Below are 22,400 nucleotides of genomic sequence, written 5' to 3'. Positions count from 1 at the left end.
CGGCGCTCCCGGCGCGCCGGTGAACGTGGAAGGGATGGTGGGGGATGACCACAGTGGCGGACCCGACCGGTCGGCGGCGGTCGTCGTGAACGGCGCCGGCGGCGGTCCTCCGGTCCAGGAGTCGTACCGGCTGCGCCGTGACGCGGAGCTGCGACTCGGTGAGGACGGCTCGCTGCTGCTGCGGCAGACCCGTTTCCGGCTCACCCTGGAGCGACCCGGCATGGGCCGGCGGGCGCTGCTGCTGCGCCTCGCCGCCGACTGGGTCGGCGACGTCGAGGTCGGCCGGCTGATCAGCGGTCTGGAGGGGGAGAGCCGGGTGCTGCCGGCGCAGTTGCTGCTGCGCCGGCTGCTCGCCCACTCCTGGCTGGAGCGCCGCGTCCAGGTCGACGACCGGGCGCTGCTCGACCTCGTGCCCACCGGGCTGGGCCGGGGCAGCCTGCCGGAGAGCCGCCCGCACACCCCGGGGGTCCGCTACCGGCTCTCCCGCTTCGCCACCCTCCAGCACGATCGGGGGATGCTGGTGGCCGCGTCGTCGCTGAGCACCCTCACCGTCGGTTGCGCCGACGCCGCCGTCGGCGCGGTGCTGGCCGCCGCCGTGCCGGGCCTCGGACCCGACACGGTGGCCCGCATGCTCGGCGTGCCGCCGGAGGCCGCCGGGCGGGTGCTCGACGAGCTGGCCACCGCCCGGATCCTGGTCACCGACGCCGAGTACGAGGCGGAGCACGACGACGCGCCGCTCGCCTACTGGTCGCCGGAGGAGCTTCGGCTGCACCACCGCTCCCGGGCCGGCCGGCACGCGCTGCCGGCGGGCGGCACCTACCGGATGCGGGAACGCTTCGCGCCGCAGCCGCTGCGCCGCCCGTACGGCGGGGGCCGGGCGGTCGAGTTGCCGCTGCCCGACCTGGCGACGATCGCCAAGGCGGATCCCGCGTTCAGCCAGGTCGTCGCGGACCGGCGCAGCGTGCGCGAACACGACGACACGGCGCCGCTGCCCCTGGAGCGGCTGGCCGAGTTCCTGTACCGGTCGCAGCACACCACGGTCGTCGGCGAGGCCGGTGGACAGGAGGTGGGCCACCGGCCCTACCCGGGCGGCGGCGGTGTCTACGAGCTGGAGATCTATCCGCTTGTCGCGCGCTGCGCCGGGCTCGACCCCGGGCTCTACCACTACGACGGCGTCGGGCACCGGCTGGAGCCGGTCGCCGGCTGGGGCGCGGCCGCCGACCGGCTGCTGGCGTACGCCCGGGCGGCCGGCGCCATGCCCCGGCCGCCGCAGACGGTCCTGGTGGTCACCGCCCGGGTCCAGCGGCTGATGTGGAAGTACGAAGGGATGAGCTACGCCATGATTCTCAAGGACGCGGGTGTGCTGACCCAGCAGATGTACCTCGTCGCCACCGCCATGGGGCTGGCGCCGTGCGCCCTCGGCGCCGGGGACTCCCAGGCCTTCGCCGAGTTGTCCGGGCTCGATCCGCTCGTCGAACCGAGCGTGGCCGACTTCCTGCTCGGCTCGCGTCGTCCCGCCGACACGGGGGCCCGGCCGTGAAGTTCCGGCGGCAGGCGCTGCGTCAGCTGGAGGCGCCCGAGCAGCTCGACCGCGCGGTCCGGCTGACCACGGTGCCGAACTGGCTGGCCACCGTGGCGCTGGTCATCGTCGTGGTGGCCGCCGGGGTCTGGTCGGTGCGTACCGTGGTGCCCCGGACCGTCGAGGCCGCCGGGGTGCTGATCCACTCCAACGGGATCTCCGCCCTCGACGCGCTCGACAGCGGCCAGGTCACCAAGGTGTGGGCGTCGCCGCACCAGCGGGTCACGAAGGGCACGCCCCTCTACAGCCTGCGCACCATGGACGGCAAGGTGCGGGTGGAGAACGCGCCGGGTGACGCGTACGTCGTGGCCTGGCTGGTCTCGGAGGGCGAGATCGTCACCCCCGGCACGCACCTGGCCGACCTGGAACGGCTCGACGCCGCCGGGGACGCGTTGCAGGCCGTCGTCTACGCTCCCGCCGTCGCCGCGCCCCTGCTGCAACCGGGCGTACCCGTCGAGGTGGCCGCCGCGGCGGCGCCCCGCAACGTGTTCGGCACCCTGGCCGGCCGGGTGACCACCATCGGCGCCTTCCCGGAGACCGAGGCCTCGCTGCGCGCCTTCCTGGGCACCGGGCCGGACGTCCGGCGGCTGCTCGCCCGGGGCAGCGTGGTCCGGGTGACAGTCACCCTGGAGCCCGACCCGGCGGCCCCGGGTGGCCTGCGCTGGACCAAGTCCCCGCCGCCGTTCCAGCTCAACTCGGCCAGCGAGGTCACCGCCTGGTTCACAGTGGACCAGGAACACCCGATCGACTGGTTGCTGGGACGATGAGCGCGCCCCCGACCGCCGCCACCGGAACGCCGGAGCCTCCCCGCATCCGGCGTCGACGGGTCCGTACGCCCACCCTGATCCAGATGGAGGCGGTGGAGTGCGGCGCCGCCGCGCTCGGCATCCTGCTCGCCCACCACGGCCGGCACGTACCCCTGGAGGAGCTGCGCCGGGTGTGCGGGGTGAGCCGGGACGGCTCCACAGCGGCCACTGTGCTCCGGGGCGCCCGCCGGTACGGGATGGTGGCGAAGGGCTTCCAGATGGACCTGGCCGGCCTGGCCACGGTGGCGCTGCCGGCGGTGCTGTTCTGGCGGTTCGAGCACTTCGTGGTGCTGGAGGGGCTCGGCCGCAAGGTCTTCATAAACGATCCGGCCACCGGCCCCCGCGCGGTGAGCTGGGAGGAGTTCGACGGCGCCTTCACCGGCATCGCGCTCACCATGGAGCCCGGCCCGGAGTTCCGGCCGGGCGGCACCCGCTACCGGCTGGTGCGGGCGCTGGCCGAACGGTGGCGCGGCCCGGGCTCGGCGATCGCGCAGATGCTGCTGCTCGGCCTGCTGATCGCCGTGGTCGGCTTGACCATCCCGGTGATGGCGAAGGTCTTCGTCGACCGGGTGCTGCTCCAGGAGGACCGGGCCGCGTTCGCCGGCCTGGTGGCGGCGGTGGCGGTGGCCACCGTGCTGACCTTCCTGGCCGGCCTGCTCCAGCAACGCCTGACCGTACGCGCGGAGACGGCGCTCGCCCTGAGCAGCGCGGCCCGGTTCTTCCGACATCTGCTGCGGCTGCCGCCGGCCTTCTTCGACCAGCGGCAGGCCGCCGACCTCAGCCAGCGGGTCCGGGGCAACGAGGTGGTCGCCGAGGTGCTCACCCGCCGCGCGGCCACCACGGTGGTGGACACCGGCCTGGTGCTGGCGTACGGGGCGCTGCTCTGCCAGTACGACCTGCTGCTCGGACTCTGCGCGGCGGTCCTCGCCGGGCTGAACGTGAGCGTGCTGCGTTACGTCGCCTCGACCCGGTCGACAGCCGTCGCCGGGCTCCAGGCGGACCGCAGCAAGCTGGTGACCACCGTCTACACCACGGTCCAGATGATCGAGACGGTGAAGGCCGGTGGCGAGGAGGAACGCGCCGTGGCCCGGTTCGCGGCGCGCCACGCCACAGTCGCCACCCGCCAGCAGCGGCTGGGGGTGCCCACCGCTGTGCTCTCCGTCCTGCCCGCGTTCCTCGCCTCCGGGACCACCGCCGTGCTGCTGGGGCTGGGCAGCCGGCAGGTGGTGGCGGAGGCGATGAGCGTCGGCGTGCTGGTCGGCATGCAGAGCCTGGCCGCCGCGATGAATCGGCCGTTGGGCAACCTGACCGCGCTGGGCTCGCGGCTGCAGGACATGAGCGCCGACCTCAACCGGCTGCGGGACGTGGAGCGGTACCCGCTGCCGTCGGCCAGGGACCGGCCCGCCGGGCCGTTGGCGCCGATGGAGGGGCACCTGCGCATCGAGGACGTGACCTTCGGCTACAACCCGCTGGGCCGGCCGCTGCTGGAGAACTTCAGCCTGGACCTGCCGCCGGGTGCCCGGGTGGCGCTCGTCGGGCGGTCGGGCAGCGGCAAGTCGACAGTGGGCCGGCTGGTGGCCGGGCTCTACCGCCCGTGGACCGGGCGGGTCACCGTGGACGGCCTCGAACGGCCGGGGACCGACGACGGCCTCTGGGCGGCCACAGTGGCCATGGTGGACCAGGACCAGCGGCTGTTCGAAGGCACGGTGCGGGACAACGTCACCATGTGGGACCTCACCGTCGCGGACGAGGACGTCGTCACCGCGCTGACCGACGCCTGCCTCTACGACGAGGTGGCGGCCCGGCCGGGCGGCCTGGCCAGCCCGGTACGGGAGAACGCCCGCAACTTCTCCGGCGGGCAGCGGCAGCGGCTCGAGATCGCCCGCGCGCTCGTCCGCAATCCCCGGGTTCTCGTGCTCGACGAGGCGACCAGCGCGCTGGACGCCGAGACCGAACGCCAGATCGACAGGCACCTGCGGCGGCGGGGGGCGACCTGCCTGATCGTGGCCCACCGCCTGTCCACGGTCCGCGACTGCGACCTGATCGTCGTGCTGGACGGCGGCCGGGAGGTGGAGCGCGGCACCCACGAGCAACTGGTCGCCCGCGACGGCGCGTACGCACGCCTGGTCCGGGACCACTGACCACGACGACCCGAGGAGACGCTGATGAGCGGCGCGGTGGAGAATCCCTCGCCCGGCAATCTGATCGGCTTCTGCGCCGACGGCGTACGCCAGGTCTGCCGGCTCGACGACACGGTGGCGGGCTGGCTGGTGACCGGCGGCGAGGCCGACCTGTTCGCGGTGCGCCGGGCCGGGACGAACCCGTCGCGCCGGCACCACGTGGCCCGGCTGCCGGCGGGTGGCCTGGTGCCGACGTCCACCGCGATCGGTGTGTGGCAGCTGATCCTGGTGCCGCTGCCCGGCACGGACCTGCGCGGGCTGTCCCGGCCCCACCTGTCGCTGCTGGAGCGGCAGGTACGGCCCGGCCTCCCGGCGGACGAGGAGGTGTCGCCGCGGGCGCGGCGCGCCGCGGCGGAGCTGGTCGCGGCGGTGGACCTGGTGCTGGTGGCCGTCGCCGACGCGCTGCGCCGCGGGCAGGCGCCCCGGGAGGCGTCCACCCTGAGCGGGCGCGAGATCGTGTCGCTGGCACAGGGGAGCGCCCTCGTCTCCACCGGTGGTGCCTGGTGGCTGCGCAGCGCCGGCGGGCAGTTGCGCCGCAACGACGGCGGTCCGGCGGAGATGTCGGGGGAGCGGGAGCTGTTGCTGGTCGCCGAGCGGGACTGGGTGGTGGCCGAATCGCCGTGCGCGGTGGAGAGCCACGGCAGCTGGGACCTGCTGGTCAGCGGTCAGCTCCGGTCGGCGGTCGACCAGCACGTGGTGCGGCTGCTGCGGATGGTGGAGACCCGCGTCGAGGAGGCCGACGCGGCCCTGCTGAGCGGCGTGGAGCGGCGCCGGCAGATCGACGCCGAGGTGCTCGCCGCGGCGGCCCGCCGGTCGCTCGGGGTGATCGGCGCGGGCGGTGCGCTCCCGGTTCCGGACACCGAGGCCGGCTTCGACAGGTACGGGCGGGCGGCCTCGGTGGTCCGGGTGGTCACCGAGGGGATGGGCAGCCCGGTCAACGAGCCGGCCGACCGCAGCGGCGCGCCACTTGACGACCGGGTGGCGGTGCGTGCGGTGTCCCGGGCGTCCAGCCTGTTCCTGCGCGAGGTGCGGCTTCCGGACCGGTGGTGGCGGCGGGACCTGGGGCCGCTCGTGGGGTGGCGGACCGGCGACGACCCGTCCCGTGCCGTCGCGGTGCCGCTGGTGTTCCGCCGGGGCCGCTACCCCCACGTCGACCCGGAGACCCGGGCGTACGGGCCGATCGACGCGACGATCGCCGCGACGTTCGCCGCCGAGGCGACCCAGGTGCAGGCGCCGCTGCCGCAGGCCGCCCGGATGCGCCACCTGCTGCGGGCCGGGCTCGTCGGTGCGGCCCGCGACGTGCGCGGGCTGCTCGTCGCCGCCGCCTGCGTGGCGCTGCTGGGCCTGGGCGTGCCGCTGGCCGCCGGCGAGGTACTGGGCCAGTTGGCCCGGCAGGGCGAGGTGGACGGCCTGTTCGGTTTCCTCGCGCTGATGCTCAGCGCCGCTGTGGTCGCGGGACTGGTCGGCGTGGTGCAGAACCTGCGGTTGCTGCGGTTGGAGGGCCGGTTGCAGTCCGGCGCGCACCTGGCGCTCTGGGACCGGCTCATGCGGCTGCCCGCCCGGTTCTTCACCGGTCGCAGCAGTGGTGAGATCGCCAACTCGATGTTGGGGATCTCGTTCGTCGGCGAGGCGCTGAGCGCGCTGCTGCCGCAGCTCGTCTCCGCGGCCGCGACCGTCGCGGTGACCCTCGGCCTGCTCCTGGTGGTCGAGCCCGTGCTCGGGCTGTGGGGGGCGGGGATCGTCGCCGTCACCATGCTGGCCTTCGGCGCGTTCGCCGTCCTGATCGTCCGCCGGCAACGGATCGCGCTTCCGGCCGAGCACCGGGCGGCGGCGATGACCAACCAGTTGCTCGGGGGAATCGTCAAGATCAAGGTGGCGGCCGCCGAGGCCCGGGCGCACGCCCGCTGGTCGGAGGTGGCCGCGGTGGCCCGGGCGGCGCTGCAACGGGTCCGGCAGAGCCAGGCGGGCCTGGTCGCGTTCGCCACGGTGCTGCCGGTCGCCGGTCAACTGGTCCTGTTCGCCGTGCTGATGGGACCGCTCGCCGGCCGGGTCACGCCGGCCGACTTCTTCGTCCTCAACGTCAGCTTCGCGATGCTGCTCGGCGCGCTGCTCGTGCTGGTGTCGGCCGGGGTCGAAGTGATCGCGGCGGTGCCCCGCCTGGGCGGCCTGCGGGACATCCTGCGCGCCGACCCCGAGGCCCGGCCGGACCGGGTGGACCCGGGCGAGCTGCGCGGTGAGGTCGCACTGCACCGGGTCACCTTCGCCTACCAGCCGGACGAGCCGCCGGTGCTCGTCGACATCGACCTGCACGTGCGCCCGGGTGAGTTCGTCGCCATCGTCGGGCCGAGCGGCTGCGGGAAGTCCACACTGCTCCGGTTGCTGCTCGGTTTCGAACGCCAGCAGCAGGGCGCGGTGCTCTACGACGGCCAGGACCTCGCCGAACTCGACGTGCACGCGGTCCGCCGGCAGTGCGGGGTGGTCCTGCAGGACGGCCAGCTCTTCGCCGGCTCGGTGCGGGACAACATCTGCGGCGCCGGCAGCTTCCCGCTGGACCAGGTCTGGGAGGCGGCGCGGATCGCCGGCCTCGCCGACGACCTGGAGGCGCTGCCGATGGGGATGAGCACCATGGTGCCGTTCGGCGGCGGGACGCTCTCCGTCGGGCAGCGTCAGCGGGTGCTGATCGCCCGCGCGCTGGCTCCCCGGCCCCGGATCATCTTCCTCGACGAGGCGACGAGCGCGCTGGACAACCGGACCCAGGAGGTGGTCACCAGGAGCACCGCGGACCTGGCCGCGACCCGGCTGGTGATCGCCCACCGGCTGTCCACGGTCCGCGCGGCGGACACCATCGTGGTGCTCGAAGCGGGGCGGATCGTCCAGCGGGGCACCTACGACGAGTTGATGGAGCAGCCCGACGGGCTGTTCCACCGGCTGGCGCGACGGCAACTCGTGGACCAGCCGGAACGGTCCGACGCCGTGGTGGAGAGCCGGCAGCCGGACGGGCAGCCCGCGACGGGCTGAGGCCCGGTCAGCCGTTGTCGATGACCGCGCCGTCCTCCACGCACACGTCCGTGCCGAGGTGGTTCTCCAGCAGTTCCGCGACGTGCGCCTCGGCCTGGTTCTCCACGGCCAGCCGGAACGCCTCGGTGAGCACGCCGACCACGCCCTGGGTCAACAGCAGGGTCTCCCGGTCGAGGTCGGCCCAGGACGATCGGTTGCCGCTGCGCACCAGCTCCGGCGCGAGGGCCAGCAGCCGGGCGGTGACGGCGGCGACCAGATCGTCGGCGACCGGCCGGAGGCTGTCCAGCACCTCGCTGAGGGTCTGCAACGCCGGCACCGTGCCCACCCGTACCCGATGCAGGTCCAGGGCGGCGCGCAGCGGACGTGGCCGGGAGGTGCGGACGGTGCCGTCGTCGGCCCGTCCGATCACGCCGTGCCGGGTCAGCGCATGGGCCAGCGCGGGACGGTCGGCGGCCAGGCGCTGCAGCATCGCGGTCAGCCCGTCCGGCGCCTCGTCACCGGCCCGGACCCCGAGCATGGCCTCGATCGAGACCAGGTTGAAGCCTTGCCGCTGCAGGGCGAGGATCGCGTCCAGCCGGCGGACGTGGGAGTCGTCGTAGAGCGCGGCCCGGCCGTGCCGAACCGGTGGGGGCAGCAGCCGCCGGGCCTGGTGGGCGCGGATGTTGCGCGGCGACATGCCGACCTTGCGGGCGAGTTCGTCCACGCTGTACCCGGCCGGGCCGCCGGGTGTCGTCGTCACCTCGTCGATGGTCACGGTGGCCTCCGGCAGCACTCGGTGACGGAACACGGCAGCCGCCGGACCGCTGTCACGGTGGGCGATCCGACGATCGCAGCGTAGGTGCGGGCGCCGCGCGGGTGACAGGCGAGGAATTACTACTTGTTCACACTGATGACAATCATTAGAATCGCCAATCCGCGTCACGCCGTTGATTTCCATTACCCGGCTTTCGCCGCGGCGCGGACCTGTCGCGGCCGCATTCGATGAAATTCCCACTCGTCGGGCGGGCCGGAACGGCCGGTGGCCCACGATGAATCGGAACCGGCGGCCCGGACCCTCCCGCGCTGCCTGTCGCCGCCCCCGGTGTCGTCGTGGGCGGCCGACCGTCGAAGGGAGCAGGGGTGTGACAAATGTCGATCGAGCGGTCTTCGTGGCCGCGTACAGCCGGCTGGTCGCCGACGTCTGGGCCGACCCGGCCAAGGAGCAGGCGCTCGACCGGGACCCACGGGGGTTCCTCGCCGGCTACGGCCTTCACCTGCCCGAAGAGGTGCAGGTCCGGGTGGTCCGGGACGTCGCCGACGCCGATCCGGACCTCGAGGTGCAGGTCAAGTCGTGGGAGCTGGCGGAGTCCAGCGGCGCCTTCGTGCTCTTCGTGCCCTCGCTGCTGCCGGTGGCCGAGGCGGAGCTGGCCGAGGACGAGCTGGACAGCGTCGTCGCCGGCCTGGACTCCAGCTGCGCGTGCTGCTGCCCGTGCTGCTGCACCTGACACCGATGTCTGCCGCCCGCCGGCCGGCACGGCAGATTCTGATGGCAGTCAGCGGAAATCCTTGATTGCCGAACCTCGATCTTCCTAGCGTTCTCGCCACAGCAATTAACCGCCCGGCCCGCAGCCCCAGGAAAGGACCGAACGATGAGCAACGACGAGCAGGAATACGGCGCGAGATTCGTGACCAAGTACTCGGAACTGGTCACCGCGGTGTGGCGCAGCGACGAGGAACTGCAGCGGCTCCTCGCCGACCCGACCGGCTACGCGACGGCGGCCGGCCTACCGGTCGCCCCCGGCGCCACCGTCGAGGTCGACCGCGCCCAGCCCGCCACGCTCTACACCAAGGAGCAGATCGTCGCCGACTGGTCCGGTACGCCCGGCCGGCACGTGCTGCACGTGCCCGAGGTGCCGCTGGTCGACCTCAACGAGCTGACCGAGGCCGAGCTGGAGACCGTCGCCGGCGGCGTGGCGCCGGCGGCCGACAACAACGTCAACATCATCGCCGTCCTCATCGTCTGAGTTCCCCTCCGCACCCCGCCGGGAGCCTCGATGACTGACACGACCGAGACCATCGCGTTCCGATCCGGCACCTACCGGACGGCCACTGTGGAGCAGACCTGGGCACGGGTCGGCGGCATGCTCGACCGGTTCCGGATCACCCGGGTCGCCGACATCACCCGGCTCGACGAGATCGGCCTACCGGTGCACGTCGCCTACCGGCCGGTCGGAGCCACCATGGCGGTGAGCGTCGGCACCGGCGCCACGGCGACGCAGTCCCGGGTCAGCGCGGTGATGGAGAGCATCGAGTCCTGGCATGCCGAGAACCTCCGGCCGGGGACCGCCGTCCGGTCCCCGGCCGAGGCGCTCGACCTGCCGTACGACGTCCGGTGGCTGCACCTGGCGGAGCGGTCGCCCCTGACCCCCGCCGTCGACCTCGACTGGGTGGCCGGCCGTGGGCTGGTGACCGGAGCGCCCTGCCTGGTGCCGCGCGCCACGATCGAACTCGACTTCACCGTCCGGCGGGGCTGGGACCGCGCCCTGTTCACCCCCAGCAGCAACGGGCTGGCCACCGGCAACACCTTCGCCGAGGCCAGCCTGCACGCCCTGCTGGAGGTCGTCGAGCGCGACTGCATCGCCCCGTACTGCACCTCGCCGCTCGCCGAGCGCACCTACACCGATCCGGGCACCGCCACGAACGCGATGACCCGCACCGTGCACGAGGCGCTGGTGCGGGCCGGCTGCTGGGTGGAGGTCTGCGACATCACGAACGCGGTCGGCGTGCCCTGCTACGCCGCCTCGATCTGGTCCCCCGACCTGCCGGTCACCTTCGGCGGCTTCGGCTGCCACGTGGACCCGGAGATCGCTGTCGGCCGGGCCATGTCGGAGGCGGCACAGTCGCGGCTGGTCATGGTCTCCGGGGCCCGGGACGACATCGACGCCACCGCGTACCACGACGTCGGCGCGCCGCCGGTGCCGCCACCCACCGTCGACCGGCCGGTCCGGCCGGTCCGCCGCGACCCCCCGCCCGCCGGGGACGTGACCCAGGTGCTGCGCGAGCTCGCGTCGCGGGTGCAGCGGATCACCGGCGTCGAGCCGTTCAGCGTCGACCTGACGCACGACGACATCGGCATCCCGGTGAGCAAGGTGTTCGCCCCCGGCCTGCGGATGTTCGACGAGCGGGCCCTGAGTACCCGACCAGGAGTGCCCCGTGACTGACGTCGTCTTCATCGGTCCGAGCCTGCCGGCCGACGAGGTCGGCCGGCTGCTGCCCGCCGGGGTGGTGCTGCCGCCCGTCGCGCACGGCGACCTGCTCCGCCTGGACGTCGGCCCCGGCGACCGGGTCCTCGTCGTCGACGGGTTCTTCCTGCAACACCCGCCCGTACGCCACCGGGAGATCCTCGACCTGCTCGACCGCGGGGTGACAGTGGCCGGCGCGGCCAGCATGGGTGCGCTGCGCGCCGCCGAGCTGTGGCCGTTCGGCATGCGTGGCGTGGGCGAGGTGTTCCAGCTCTACCGCGACGGTGTCGTCACCGGCGACGACGAGGTGGCGGTGGTGCACGGGCCCGCCGAGGAGGGCCACCGCACGTTGAGCGAGCCGCTCGTGAACATCCGGGTCGAGCTGCGCCGCGCCGTCGCCGCCGGGGTGCTCGGCCAGGCCGAGGCCACGCTGTTGCTGGACGTCGCCCGGGACCTGCCGTTCCGGCGGCGGTCGTACCGCGCGCTGGAGCGCACCGCGCCACCCGGGGCCGCGGCCGTGGTGGACCGGTTCCTGACCTGGCGCCGGCACGACCCCTGGGACGCCAAGGGCGCCGATGCGCGGCTGCTGCTGTCGATGGCGGCGGCAGACGCGCCGGAGCTGTGCCCGGCGCACGCCGGCGACCAGCCGATCGACAACCTCCACACCCGCTTCCTCGACAGCTGGCGGTCGCGGTTCGCCGGGAAGCCGGTCGGTGGGCACTGGGTCAGCGACCGGGACGCCGCGGCGGTGCTGATGCTGCTGCACCCCGAGGCGCCGGCCTGGCACCGGCGTGGGGTGCTGGCCGGGCTGGCCGAGGTCGACATCGCCGACCCGGCGGTCGAGGAACGCGCCCACCAGGCGGCGTGCGAGCGCGGCCTGACCGGCACGGCGCCGGGTGGGTGGGACTGGCTCACCGACCGGGAACGGGGCATCGGCGACCGCGAGGCGGTGCTGCGGGTGCTGGTGCGGGCGTTCGGCACCACGCCGTACCGCAGCCTGGCGCTGTGGATGGTCGCGGCGCCGCTGCGTACCCCCGCGTTGCTCGCCGCGGCGCGGCAGGTCGCGGCGACCGCGGCGTCGCTGAACGAGACGCTCGTCCCGCGTACGACGGGACACCGCCGCCCGGGCGGCCGGCTCCACTTCCGCACCGAGGTGGTCGACGAGTGCTTCGCGCGGTTGTGGGGCTGCGACGCCGACGGGCTGGAGTCGGCTGCGTGGGACCGGGGCTTCGACGGCCTGGCGTCGTTCCGGTACGCCGCCGAGCCGCTCGTGGCGTACGTCAAGGCGTTCGGCGCCCCGCGACTGCCGGCGGTGGCGCAGGGCGCGCAGGAGGACATTCCGGCCGGTTGCACGGCCCAGGTCGGCTGAGGAGGCGTCGATGAGCGGAACGGTGAAGGCGGCACTGGTCTACCCCCCGCTGACCGACCCCACCTCGGGGTACCACTCCCTGAACTACCTCGACTCGTACGCCCGGGCGCAGGGGCACCGGCCGGCGGAGATCATCGACGCCAACATCGAGGCGTTCCACCACTCGTACACGCCGTCGGCGTACGAGTGGCTGCGACGGGAGCTGTCCCGGTCCTCGACCGACGACCTCAGCGGCCCGGACGCGCTGATGGCCCGGGCGAACCACCTCGGCCTGCCCGACCCCGATCCGGAGCGGCTGCGCCGGTCGATCGGGGTGTTGCAGGATCCGAACCTGTTCTACGACTACCGGCACTACCAGGACGCGGTCGAAGGCGTGATCTCCTGGATGGACGCGCTCGGCGCGGTCGGGTTCCCCGGGCAGTTCCGCGCCGGCTTCCGGCTGCAGCCACCGCCGATGATCTCGATCGGCTCGGTGGCCGCGCTGACCGACGAGGCGCTGCTCGGCCGGCTCAACAAGCCCTTCCAGCCGTACTACGAGGACGTGCTGATCCCGCGGCTGGCCGCCGGTGGCCACCAGGTGATCGGGATCAGCGCCACCTATCAGTGGCAGCTTCCGTTCGCGCTCTGGATCGCCCGGCTCGTCCGCCGGGCCTGCCCGGACGTCTTCCTCGTCGCGGGCGGCACGGAGATCTCCGACGTCTGGAAGTGCGCCAGCAGACCCGAGTACGTCTTCCAGGTGCTCGCCGACTTCGACGCGATCGTGGTCGGGGAGGGGGAGACCGCGTACACGGAGATCCTGGACGCGGTGGCGGCCGGCACCCTGCCGGCCGGGCACCCCAACGTCCGCCTGCACCCCAAGTACGGCCGCCAGCGCCAGCTGCCCCTGCGCTACGAGCGTCTGGCGCAGGTGCCGGTCCCGGACTTCTCCGGTCTGCCCTGGGACCTCTACCTCAGCCCGGAACGGTTCGTCTACTACTCGCCGACCCGCGGCTGCTACTGGAACAAGTGCACGTTCTGCGACTACGGCCTGAACACCGACGGCCCGACGAGCCCGTGGCGGCAGGACACGGTCGGCAAGATGATCACGGACGTCACCGAGCTGTCGAAGTTCGCCAAGTTCATCTACTTCTCCGTGGACGTGCTCGCTCCCGCGACCATCCTGCGCTTCGCCGAGCAGGTCGTGGAGCGCGGGCTCGACTTCCGCTGGGGCGCCGAGATCCGGCTGGAGAAGTACTGGTCGGACGAGCGCTGCGAGCTGCTGCGGCGCAGCGGATGCGTGGCCGTGTCGGTCGGTTTCGAGTCCGGCAACCAGCGCATCCTCGACCTGATCGACAAGGGCACCAGACCGGAGCAGGTACGGCGCACCATGACCGCGATGACGAAGGCCAACATCGGCGTGCAGATGATGGGCTTCACCGGCTTTCCCACCGAGACCCGCGAGGAGGCGCTGGACAGCATCGCGTTCCTGCGCGACAACCCCGACCTGTGGACCCTCGGCGGGCTCGGCGACTTCATGCTGACCCCGGGCGCCATCGTCGCCAAGGAGCCGGAGCGGTTCGGCATCACGAACGTGCGGCCGGTGGAGGGTTCGGACATCGTCCGGATGCTCCGGTACGACGAGCCGGTGACCGAGGCGGCGCAGGCCGAGGTCGCCCGGGCCAAGGCCGACCTCAACCCGGGACACTTCCACCGTCCCTGGCTGGGCAGCACCGACACCCCGCACACGTTCTTCTACCACGACCGGTACGGCACCGCGGTACGTGGTGTGCTCGCCCACGACCGGGTGCGGCACGACACCGACGACCGGACCGAGTTCCTCGCCAACGGCGCGTTCGTGGACCGCGACGACGAGCAGGTCTGGGACGCGTACCGGCGGATCCGGTCCGACGAGCAGGAGGGCGTCCCCGGCGACCTGCCGGCGAACCGGCACCTGTTCCGCCGCACCGACGGCCAGGTGTTCGCGCTCAACCGCAGCAGCCGTCTGTTCCTGGACCTGTTCAGCACGCCGCTCACGCTCGCCGAGGCGCAGCGTCGGCTCTGGATCGTCGAACCGGCGGTCGCCGACCGGGTCTGGCGCACGTTCATCGGGCAGCGGCTGATCCGCCGGCACCAGCTCCCGGCCCCGGCCCGGCCGACGCGGTGACCCGAGCGCCGGTCGGGCCGGCGCACCCCGCCGAGTGGGATTTTGCACTCCCAGTGCACTTGTTTCCGGTTTCGCTGCTGCCTAGCGTCAGGCCATGGCTGACTCGTGGACGTTCGCTGTGGCCCGTGACGACCTCTCCCGCACCACGCTCGCCGACGGCGCGGCGCCCGCCCTCGCCGACGGGGAGGCGCTGCTGCGCGTGGACCGGGTCGGCCTGACCGCCAACAACGTGACGTACGCGGTGCTCGGCGAGGCGATGCGCTACTGGGAGTTCTTCCCGCCCGAGCCGCGCGGGCTCGACCGGCGGTGGGGACTGCCGCCGCTGTGGGGCTTCGCCGAGGTGGTTGCATCCACAGTGTCAGAAGTTGAGCCGGGCGTGCGGGTCTACGGCTACCTGCCGCCCGCCGGCCACCTCGTGGTACGCCCGGAGCGGGTGGACGGGACCGGCTTCCGGGACGCCAGCCCGCACCGGGCCGGGCTGCCCTCGCCGTACAACTCCTACCGGTCGACCACCGGCGACCCCGCGTACCGGGCGGAGCAGGAGGACCTGCTGATCCTGTTCCGGCCGCTGTTCTTCACCTCGTTCATGCTCGCCGACCAGGTCGTCGACAACGACTGGTACGGCGCGGAATCGCTTGTGCTGTCGTCGGCGTCGAGCAAGACGGCGTACGCCGCCGCGTTCGAGCTGCACGGCCGCGGCCATCGCCTGATCGGGCTCACCTCGCCCGGCAACCTCGCCTTCACCAGGTCGCTCGGCTGCTACGACGATGTCCTCGCGTACGACGACATCGCGGCGCTCGACGTCGTGCCGACGGTCTACCTCGACCTGTCCGGCGCTCCCGCGCACCGGGCCGCCCTGCGGGCCCACCTCGGCGACCGGCTCGTCCGGGACATCGCCGTCGGCCTGACCCGGCAGACGCCGAACGCCGACGCCGCCGAGGAGGTCTTCTTCGCGCCGGTCCAGATGCGCAAGCGCAGCCGGGACTGGGGCGGCGACGGCCTCGACGCCCGGTTCGCCGACGCCTGGCAGCGGTTCTCGCAGGTGGTGAGCGGATGGCTCGACGTGCGGGCCGGCGCCGGTCCGGAGGCGCTGCGGGACGCCTGGCTCGACGTCCTCGCCGGCCGTACGCCGCCCCGGGTGGGCCACGTCGTGCAGCTCTGAGAGCGTCAGCGGTCGAGGTAGGCGGACAGGCCGCCGAGCTCCTCGTTGGCGATGAAGACCGAACGGACGTTGATGACGGCTTCCTCGACGTGCGCCGGGCAGCCCCACGCCGAGTCGCCCCACGAGTCGGCGACCTTGATCTCGGCGGGCGCGGCGCAGCCGTCGCTGCCGCCGAGCTGACACCGCTCGGGGCGGGGAGTGGCGGCCTGCGCGGCGGCGGCGGCGCGCAGCCGGGCGGTGAGTTCCGCCGCCGCGGCGGCGCGCTGTTCCGCCTCGGCCCGTAGCTCCCGCTCCGCCCGCACCACCCGGGCCAGCTCGTCGTGGGCGGCTCGCGCACGGGCGTCCGCTTCGGACTTCGCCTGTTCGATGTGGTGACGTTCGATGGCCAGGGCGGCGGTGCCGGTGAAGACCCGGGCGAGGGCCAGATCGGTGTCCCGCGGGACGCGCGGGGTGCGGTGGTACATGGCGAACGTGCCGAGCAGGCTGCCGTCGCGGGCCAGGATCGGCGTGGACCAGCAGGCGGCGAGTCCGGCCCGCTCGGCCAGATCGCGGAAGTCGGCCCAGAACGGGTCGGTGGCGATGTCGGTGACGACGACCGGCTCCCGCCGGTGCGCGGCGGTGCCGCACGATCCGACGCCCTCACCGGTGGCGATCCCGTCGATGGCCTCGTTGTAGAAGTCGGGCAGGCTGGGCGCGGCGCCGTGGCGCAGGTGCCGGCCGTCGGCGTCGGCGAGCAGGACGGAGACGAGCACCTCCTGCGGCGCGAGGTTCTCGATGCAGCGGGCCATCCCGTCGAGCACCTCGGTCAGGGGCGCCTGCCGGGCGATCTGCTCCAGCATGGCGCGGTGCTCGGCCATCAGCCGTTGCGCGTGCTTGACCTGCGTGGTCTCCACCCCGATCACGCGGATCCCGGTCACCGTGCCGGCGGCGTCACGGCGCGCCTCGTAGGTGAAGTCGAAGAACGCCTCCCGCGCTTGCGAGCCGGTGCCCAGCATGATCCGGGCGTCGTGACCGGTGTAGGACTCGCCCGTCCGGTAGACCTCGTCCAGCAGGGCGATGAAGCCCTGGCCGTCCAGTTCCGGCATCAACTCGGCGAGCGGAACTCCGGTACGTGCGCGTTCCTCACCGATGGCGGCGAAGAATGCCGGGTTCGCCGCCTCCACCACGTGCGTCGGCCCGGCGAGCGCCGCGAAGACGGCGATGGACTTGCCGAACAGCGTCCGCAGGTCCTCGTCCGCCGGCCTGGGCAGGTCCTGGCCTGGTAGCGCCGTCATGCCTGGTCTTCCTCCCCGCCGCTTCGTCGACCGTCGCAAGATTACGGGTCAGTGACCGACGTTCACATCTTGGCATCGACGTCCGCCTCCGTTACCGTCGTGGGAACGCTCCCACGAACTTAGATACGTCGATGTGATCAGGAGGAAACACGTCGTGGCTATCCTCTCCGCCCGCCGCAGGTCAGCGGCCATCAGCGTGGCGGCCGTAGCGGGTCTCGCCGCCGCCGGCGTCGGCCTCGCCGTCGGCGGCGCGTCCGCCGGCACCGTGTCCGGATCGCTCTACCGCGACCCGTCCTCGGCAGTCGTCCGCTGGGTCGCCGCCAACCCGGGCGACTCCCGCGCCGCCGTCATCCGCGACAAGATCGCCAGCCAGCCGCAGGCCCGCTGGTACGCCAACTTCAACCCGTCGACCATCCAGTCCGAGGTCTCCAGCTTCATCGGCGCCGCCAACGCGGCACAGCAGATCCCGGTGCTGTCGGTGTACGAGATCACCAACCGCGACTGCGGCGGCGCCAGCGCCGGTGGCGCGCCGGACCTCAACCAGTACCAGACCTGGGTGTCCAACTTCGCCCGCGGGCTCGGCAACCAGACGGTCCTGATCATCCTGGAGACCGACTCGCTGGCCCTGCAGACCTGCCTGAGCACCAGCGAGCTGAACGCCCGCAACCAGGCGCTCACCACGGCGACCCAGACCATCAAGTCGGGCAACCCCAACGCCAAGGTGTACCTCGACGGCGGCCACTCCACCTGGAACAGCGCCAACGACACGGCCAACCGGCTCCGCGCGGCCGGCGTGCAGTACGCCGACGGCTTCTTCACCAACGTGTCGAACTTCAACCCCACGTCCAGCGAGGCGAACTTCGGCCGGGCCGTCATCTCCGCCCTCAACGGCATGGGCATCTCCGGCAAGCGGCAGGTCATCGACACCAGCCGCAACGGCGGAGCGGCCGGGGACTGGTGCGCCGACGACAACACCGACCGGCGCATCGGGCAGTACCCCACGACGAACACCGGCGACGCCAACATTGATGCGTACCTCTGGGTGAAGCCGCCGGGTGAGGCGGACGGCTGCCGCTACACGGCCGGTTCGTTCCAGCCGGACCTGGCCTTCAGCCTGGCCAACGGCGCGCCCAACCCGCCCACCACCGCGCCGCCGACGACCAACCCGCCGACCACTGCTCCGCCCACCACCGCGCCGCCGACGACCGCGCCGCCGACCACGGCGCCCCCGACCACGCCGCCGCCGGGCGGTAACGGCTGCTCCGCGTCGGTCGCGATCAACCAGTGGAACGGCGGCTTCACCGCGAGCGTGAACGTCACCGCCGGTTCGGCGAGCATCAACGGCTGGACCGTGACCGTCGCGCTGCCCAGCGGCGCGGCGATCACCGGCACCTGGAACGCCCAGGCCAGCGGCACCAGCGGCACCGTCCGGTTCACGAACGTGGGCTACAACGGACAGGTCGGCGCCGGGCAGACGACCAACTTCGGCTTCCAGGGCACCGGCACCGGTCAGGGCTCGACGGCCACCTGCGCCGCCTGACCCCGCACGACGCCTGCGGGCCCGGCACGGAGGTACGTTCCTCCGCGCCGGGCCCGTCCGCGTGCTCCTGGTCGACGTGGCTCGCCCAGGCGGCCGACGGGGGTTAGGCTGTCGATGCGGGATGTCGACGGCTGATCGCCGACCCCCTGCCCTTCCCACGGTTTCCCAGCCGCGACGACTGAGTCGAGTGCTGCCGTGCAGATTCCCTTGGAGCACGACGTGCCCGACAAGACGTTCGCCCTGAACCCCTTCAGCATCGAGGGGGGCAAGGCCACCGACGAGGAGCGCAGTCCGGCCGCGGACATCAGCGCCGCCTCCATGACCCGCCTGCGCAGCCCGTTCGCCGCGGAGGAGCCCGCCCGCGAGCGGGCCGGTGAGCGCACGCGGCGCTGACGCCGAGAGTCACGGCTGCGCGAGTCGCCGCGCTCTCCTCAGGTTGAGGGCCAGCTCCTCGCGGTTCTGGTGCGCGTGCCGGATCCACGCGGGCTGACCCGGGCCGGTGCGCCAGGATTCGCTCAGCGGGCTGTTGTCCACGGTGTCGAAACCGAACTGGTCGTACAGCCGCGTCACCAGAGCAACCGCCTCCGGGAAGTTGCTGGAGACGGAGAGCGCCAGCCGGTCAGGGGCGCCCGCGGGCCGGGCGGAGGTGAGCAGGCGGGGCGCCTGGATGTGGGTGAACGCCTTGGCGACCTTCGACGCGGGAAGCTGTTCCTGGCGTAGCTCGTGGACCGTCTTCTCGCCCGAGTCGAGGACCGGGATGTTCCCGTCACGCCAGACCATGTAGTTGTTCGTGTCCAGGACGATCTTGCCCGCGAGTTCCTCGGCCGGCATGTCGTTGACGACCTTCAGAGGTACGGCGACGACGGCGAAGTCGCCCGCCGCCGCGGCCTCCCTGGCGTACGCCGCCCGCGCCGACGGACCCAGCTCGGTGACGAGGCCCGCCAACGTCTCGGGCCCGCGCGAGTTGGCGATGACGACCGAGTACCCGGCCGCGATCGCCGCCCGTGCGATCTGGCTGCCGACCTCGCCCGCGCCGATGATGCCGATGGTTGTCATGGGTTCCCCTCCCGGCTGTCGGCTGCGGCTACCAGTTCAGGTGCCCGAACTCGTCCTGGAGCGTCCCGGTCGGGCCGTCCGTGGGCAGCGTCGCCAGACGTACGACGATCCGGGCGCTCTCGGCCGGTGACCTGCCACCGCCGAGCGCGGCGGTCATGTCGGTGGCGGTGAAGCCCGGCTCGACCGCGTTGAACTTGATGTCCGGCTGGGACCGGGCGTACTTGACGGTGATCATGGTGGCGGCCGCCTTGGACGCCGAGTAGAGCGGGAACCCGAGATCGAACTCCGGCCGGTCCGGGTTGTTCGTCGCCCAGAAGGAGCCCGCGCTGCTCGACACCGTGACCACCGTGGGATTGGCGGATCTGCGCAGCAGGGGCAGTGCCGCCTCGGTGACCCGGATGATCCCGACCACGTTGGTGTCGAACACGCGCAGCGCGGTGGGTCCGTCGACGGGGCCTTCCTCGGCGACGCCCGCGTTGTTGACCAGGACGTCGAGCCGGCCGTGGGCCGCGTCGATGGTCGACAGGGCCTCGGTCACCGAGGCGTCGTCGGTCACGTCCAGGTGCAGGAACCGCGCGCCGAGCGTCGCCGCCGCCTCCTCGCCCTTGCGCTTGTCGCGCACCCCGACGTAGACGATGTGCCCCAGGTCCAGAAGCTGCCCGGCGGTCGCGAAACCGATGCCCTTGTTCGCGCCGGTGATCAACGTGACGGTCATGCGTCTCCCTCGGTCTTTTGTACTGATCGGTTGTGACGTCACCGTAGCAAGGTTCTGTACCGATCGGTTGGTGCGCTGCGTCACTTCTGTACCGAGCGGTAGAGTAGGTGCATGGGCACTTCGACACCGGGACGGCCGCGAGCCTTCGACGAGCAGACGGTCCTCGACCGGGCCGCCGAGGTCTTCTGGCGACACGGTTACGAAGGCGCGTCGCTCAGCTCCCTCACCAGCGCCATGGGCATCAACCGGCCGAGCCTGTACGCCACCTTCGGCAGCAAGGAGGAGCTGTTCCGGCGTGCCTTCGCCCGCTACCACGAGACCAACCTGGCCAACGCCCGCGCCGCACTAGAGCAACCCACCGCGTACGCCGCCGTGGAGAGCTTCCTGCGCGCCAGCGCCGACGCGCTCACCGCCGACGACCACCCCGCCGGCTGCCTCTCCATCCAGGGAGGGCTCTCCTGTTCCCCGGAGAACACCCGCATCTCCGAGATGCTGGCCGCCGGCCGGGCCGCCACCGAGACCGCTCTGGAGGAACGGCTGTCCCGCGCGGCGAAGGAAGGCGACCTCCCGGAAGGCGTCGACAGCCGGGCACTCGCCCGGTTCGTGATGGCGCTCAGCGAGGGCCACGCCGTGCACGCCGCAGCCGGCGCGAGCCGCGAAGACCTCCAGGCCTCGGTCGACGTCGCGATGCGGGTGCTCAACCTCGTACCCGGCCCGGCGACCCCCACCTGATCTCAGGAGAACCGATGCGGGAGGACGAACTGCGGGACCTGGTGCGGCGCAGCCCCTGGCTGATCCGGGCGCTGGGCGTCGTTCGGGACTGCGGCCTCCCGGACGCCTGGATCGGCGCGGGCGTCATCCGCGACCTCGTTTGGGGCGAGCGGTACGGCCACGGATTCGACCCCTCGTCCGTGCGCGACGTCGACGTGGTCTTCCTCGACCCGGCGGACCTGAGCCGCGACAACGACGACCGGGCCACCCGGCGACTGGTGGCGGGATGGTCGGATCCGCCGTGGGAGGCGAAGAACCAGGCCGCCGTGCACACCTGGTATCCCGCCAAGTTCGGCGGTGGCCCGGTGACACCGCTGCGCACCATCGCCGACGCGGTCGCCACCTGGCCCGAGTACGCCACCGCCGTGGCTGTACGCCTCGACACGTACGACGAGATCGCGGTGTGTGCGCCGCACGGCCTCGACGACCTGCTCGACGGCGTGTGGCGACGCAACCCGACCAGGGTCAGCCCGGAGGTCTCCCGGCAACGACTGGCCCGTCACCGCCCCGCCGAACGCTGGCCCGGCGTCCGCGTCGTGACCTGAGCCGGTGCTCGCCCGGCTCAGCGCGGGCCCAGCCCGGTTCGCCCGTCGATGAGTTCGCGCACGACATCCAGGTGGCCGGCATGTCGGGCGGTCTCCTCGATGACGTGCAGAACAATCCGACGCAGGTCAATGGTCTGCGACGCCAGCGGCTCCTCCGGGTGCCGGCCGATTGGTTCCGCCGTCAACGGCGCCGCGGCGATGATCGCGTCGGAGATCCGGCACTGGTCGCGATAGAAGTCGAAGACCTGGTCCGGCGATCGAGACGTGCGCAGCGGTGTGTTCTCGTCCGGCCAGGGCAGTGGCTCCACCGAACCGCGAAAGACCTCCTGGAACCAGTGGCGCTCCGCGTGACCGAGGTGCTCCACCAGGCCGAGCGGCGACCATCCGGAGGGCAGGACAGACGTCCGCAGCGCGGTCGGGTCCAGATCAGCCAGGATGGCTCGGACGCTGGCTCGCTGATATCCGAGGAAGTCGCACAGCGCGGCCTTCTCTGCATCGATCTTCGTCACGCCGGCAGGCTAGCGACCGACGCCGACACTTCCGGCGGGTTGTGATCTCCGATGAGGTGCGCGGTGGGCTCAGCCGCCGGCGCGGCCCGCACGTGCCTGCTGGGACACACCGCTGACCCTGACGGCGGTCGACCAGAAAATCTGGGTCGGAACGACTAGACATCCTCTGCAGCGTGGAATAATCTTCTTCGAGTCGAGAGAGAAGATCCGTCAAGACGCAGACGGGGCCGCCCGGCCGTGAGGTCACGACGGACGGTGAGAAGCGGAATTCGTTCCGCCTGGAACGGCAGTAGGAGCACGTCAGCCTCAACGTGTGACGCACGATGGGGCACGCAGGTGGGGCCAAGGCTTGCTCAGGGCTCCAGCTGATGTTCGCCGCACGTGTCGGGGCCATGAAGTCGCGTGGGCTCCGGCGCCGGCGGACCGTACGACCGCAAGGGTGAGAAGTAGCAGAGGAAAGGGAGGGCCGTACACCGTTGGATCGCCCGCCAGCAGCCGTCATTCCAGGCTCG

At 72.6% G+C, this 22,400-nt stretch carries 19 protein-coding genes; 14 read left to right on the top strand and 5 right to left on the bottom strand.

What is annotated here, in order from left to right:
• Window positions 1–34 precede the first annotated feature (34 nt).
• From BAW75_RS30695 to BAW75_RS32700, 4 genes are read left to right on the top strand one after another with little or no spacing between them, the layout of a single operon-like run.
• Window positions 35–1,540 (top strand): SagB/ThcOx family dehydrogenase, encoded by a 1,506-nt coding sequence (locus tag BAW75_RS30695; RefSeq protein WP_104115852.1) that lies wholly within the window; start codon window positions 35–37, stop codon window positions 1,538–1,540.
• Window positions 1,537–2,346 carry an HlyD family efflux transporter periplasmic adaptor subunit gene (locus BAW75_RS30690; protein ID WP_104115851.1) on the top strand — a complete coding sequence of 270 codons (810 nt, stop codon included), beginning with the start codon at window positions 1,537–1,539 and terminating at the stop codon, window positions 2,344–2,346. The genes BAW75_RS30695 and BAW75_RS30690 overlap by 4 nt, the downstream gene beginning before the upstream one ends.
• Window positions 2,343–4,526 carry an NHLP family bacteriocin export ABC transporter peptidase/permease/ATPase subunit gene (locus tag BAW75_RS30685; RefSeq protein ID WP_104115850.1) on the top strand — a complete coding sequence of 728 codons (2,184 nt, stop codon included), beginning with the start codon at window positions 2,343–2,345 and terminating at the stop codon, window positions 4,524–4,526. Before BAW75_RS30690 ends, BAW75_RS30685 begins: the two co-directional genes overlap by 4 nt.
• A gap of 24 nt (window positions 4,527–4,550) precedes the next feature.
• Complete coding sequence (locus BAW75_RS32700) at window positions 4,551–7,583, top strand: ATP-binding cassette domain-containing protein (protein ID WP_208635355.1); 3,033 nt, start codon at window positions 4,551–4,553, stop codon at window positions 7,581–7,583.
• A 7-nt stretch (window positions 7,584–7,590) separates the two neighbouring features.
• Here the strand turns inward: BAW75_RS32700 and BAW75_RS30675 are convergent, their stop codons facing one another.
• Window positions 7,591–8,370, bottom strand: a complete 780-nt coding sequence (locus BAW75_RS30675; RefSeq protein ID WP_158629852.1) for a MerR family transcriptional regulator — start codon at window positions 8,368–8,370, stop codon at window positions 7,591–7,593.
• A gap of 334 nt (window positions 8,371–8,704) precedes the next feature.
• Here BAW75_RS30675 and BAW75_RS30670 point away from each other — a divergent pair, with 334 nt between their 5' ends.
• The 6 genes from BAW75_RS30670 (at window position 8,705) to BAW75_RS30645 (ending at window position 15,478) form a co-directional block, all read left to right on the top strand.
• Complete coding sequence (locus tag BAW75_RS30670; protein ID WP_124778775.1) at window positions 8,705–9,067, top strand: hypothetical protein; 363 nt, start codon at window positions 8,705–8,707, stop codon at window positions 9,065–9,067.
• 144 nt (window positions 9,068–9,211) lie between these two features.
• Window positions 9,212–9,586: a hypothetical protein gene (locus BAW75_RS30665; protein ID WP_043327003.1), complete on the top strand. Its 375-nt coding sequence runs from the start codon at window positions 9,212–9,214 to the stop codon at window positions 9,584–9,586.
• A gap of 30 nt (window positions 9,587–9,616) precedes the next feature.
• Window positions 9,617–10,783, top strand: coding sequence for a YcaO-like family protein (locus tag BAW75_RS30660; RefSeq protein WP_104115849.1), 1,167 nt, complete (start codon window positions 9,617–9,619; stop codon window positions 10,781–10,783).
• Window positions 10,776–12,173 (top strand): TfuA-like protein, encoded by a 1,398-nt coding sequence (locus tag BAW75_RS30655; RefSeq protein ID WP_104115848.1) that lies wholly within the window; start codon window positions 10,776–10,778, stop codon window positions 12,171–12,173. Before BAW75_RS30660 ends, BAW75_RS30655 begins: the two co-directional genes overlap by 8 nt.
• 10 nt (window positions 12,174–12,183) lie before the next feature.
• Entirely contained in the window at window positions 12,184–14,316 is a 2,133-nt protein-coding gene (locus tag BAW75_RS30650; RefSeq protein WP_104115847.1) for a B12-binding domain-containing radical SAM protein, read from the top strand.
• Between the two features lie 94 nt (window positions 14,317–14,410).
• Complete coding sequence (locus BAW75_RS30645) at window positions 14,411–15,478, top strand: DUF2855 family protein (RefSeq protein ID WP_104115846.1); 1,068 nt, start codon at window positions 14,411–14,413, stop codon at window positions 15,476–15,478.
• Between the two features lie 5 nt (window positions 15,479–15,483).
• Here BAW75_RS30645 and BAW75_RS30640 read toward each other — a convergent pair whose 3' ends face one another.
• Window positions 15,484–16,752, bottom strand: coding sequence for a GAF domain-containing protein (locus BAW75_RS30640; RefSeq protein ID WP_104115845.1), 1,269 nt, complete (start codon window positions 16,750–16,752; stop codon window positions 15,484–15,486).
• Between the two features lie 154 nt (window positions 16,753–16,906).
• Between BAW75_RS30640 and BAW75_RS30635 the strand changes: the two genes are divergently transcribed.
• A complete protein-coding gene (locus BAW75_RS30635; RefSeq protein WP_104115844.1) occupies window positions 16,907–18,292 on the top strand; it encodes a glycoside hydrolase family 6 protein in 1,386 nt (461 codons plus the stop codon).
• Between the two features lie 195 nt (window positions 18,293–18,487).
• The gene (locus BAW75_RS30630) at window positions 18,488–18,685 is read left to right on the top strand and encodes a hypothetical protein (RefSeq protein ID WP_104115843.1); all 198 of its coding nucleotides are present in this window, start codon (window positions 18,488–18,490) and stop codon (window positions 18,683–18,685) included.
• A 9-nt stretch (window positions 18,686–18,694) separates the two neighbouring features.
• Here the strand turns inward: BAW75_RS30630 and BAW75_RS30625 are convergent, their stop codons facing one another.
• Together BAW75_RS30625 and BAW75_RS30620 are read right to left on the bottom strand one after the other, a co-directional pair.
• A complete protein-coding gene (locus tag BAW75_RS30625) occupies window positions 18,695–19,348 on the bottom strand; it encodes an NADPH-dependent F420 reductase (RefSeq protein WP_104115842.1) in 654 nt (217 codons plus the stop codon).
• A gap of 28 nt (window positions 19,349–19,376) precedes the next feature.
• Window positions 19,377–20,063, bottom strand: coding sequence for an SDR family NAD(P)-dependent oxidoreductase (locus BAW75_RS30620; protein WP_104115841.1), 687 nt, complete (start codon window positions 20,061–20,063; stop codon window positions 19,377–19,379).
• A gap of 111 nt (window positions 20,064–20,174) precedes the next feature.
• Between BAW75_RS30620 and BAW75_RS30615 the strand changes: the two genes are divergently transcribed.
• Together BAW75_RS30615 and BAW75_RS30610 are read left to right on the top strand one after the other, a co-directional pair.
• On the top strand, window positions 20,175–20,795 hold the full coding sequence (locus BAW75_RS30615) for a TetR/AcrR family transcriptional regulator (RefSeq protein ID WP_104115840.1): 621 nt from the start codon (window positions 20,175–20,177) through the stop codon (window positions 20,793–20,795).
• 14 nt (window positions 20,796–20,809) lie between these two features.
• Window positions 20,810–21,379: a nucleotidyltransferase family protein gene (locus tag BAW75_RS30610; RefSeq protein ID WP_104115839.1), complete on the top strand. Its 570-nt coding sequence runs from the start codon at window positions 20,810–20,812 to the stop codon at window positions 21,377–21,379.
• 17 nt (window positions 21,380–21,396) lie between these two features.
• On the opposite strand, the gene BAW75_RS30605 is transcribed toward BAW75_RS30610, so the two are convergent.
• Complete coding sequence (locus BAW75_RS30605) at window positions 21,397–21,888, bottom strand: DinB family protein (protein WP_208635354.1); 492 nt, start codon at window positions 21,886–21,888, stop codon at window positions 21,397–21,399.
• Window positions 21,889–22,400 lie beyond the last annotated feature (512 nt).

It is taken from the genome of Micromonospora chalcea (assembly GCF_002926165.1).
Classification (GTDB): Bacteria; Actinomycetota; Actinomycetes; order Mycobacteriales; family Micromonosporaceae; genus Micromonospora; species Micromonospora chalcea.
The sequence above is the reverse complement of the archived record's forward strand: the minus strand, read 5'-3'. Positions and strand labels throughout refer to the sequence as shown.

Coding starts and splice junctions, on each gene's coding strand:
- BAW75_RS30695 (WP_104115852.1), top strand. CDS start 35: ATGGTGGGGGATGACCACAGTGGCGGACCCGACCGGTCGGCGGCGGTC.
- BAW75_RS30685 (WP_104115850.1), top strand. CDS start 2,343: ATGAGCGCGCCCCCGACCGCCGCCACCGGAACGCCGGAGCCTCCCCGC.
- BAW75_RS32700 (WP_208635355.1), top strand. CDS start 4,551: ATGAGCGGCGCGGTGGAGAATCCCTCGCCCGGCAATCTGATCGGCTTC.
- BAW75_RS30665 (WP_043327003.1), top strand. CDS start 9,212: ATGAGCAACGACGAGCAGGAATACGGCGCGAGATTCGTGACCAAGTAC.
- BAW75_RS30660 (WP_104115849.1), top strand. CDS start 9,617: ATGACTGACACGACCGAGACCATCGCGTTCCGATCCGGCACCTACCGG.
- BAW75_RS30650 (WP_104115847.1), top strand. CDS start 12,184: ATGAGCGGAACGGTGAAGGCGGCACTGGTCTACCCCCCGCTGACCGAC.
- BAW75_RS30645 (WP_104115846.1), top strand. CDS start 14,411: ATGGCTGACTCGTGGACGTTCGCTGTGGCCCGTGACGACCTCTCCCGC.
- BAW75_RS30640 (WP_104115845.1), bottom strand. CDS start 16,752: ATGACGGCGCTACCAGGCCAGGACCTGCCCAGGCCGGCGGACGAGGAC.
- BAW75_RS30625 (WP_104115842.1), bottom strand. CDS start 19,348: ATGACAACCATCGGCATCATCGGCGCGGGCGAGGTCGGCAGCCAGATC.
- BAW75_RS30620 (WP_104115841.1), bottom strand. CDS start 20,063: ATGACCGTCACGTTGATCACCGGCGCGAACAAGGGCATCGGTTTCGCG.
- BAW75_RS30615 (WP_104115840.1), top strand. CDS start 20,175: ATGGGCACTTCGACACCGGGACGGCCGCGAGCCTTCGACGAGCAGACG.
- BAW75_RS30610 (WP_104115839.1), top strand. CDS start 20,810: ATGCGGGAGGACGAACTGCGGGACCTGGTGCGGCGCAGCCCCTGGCTG.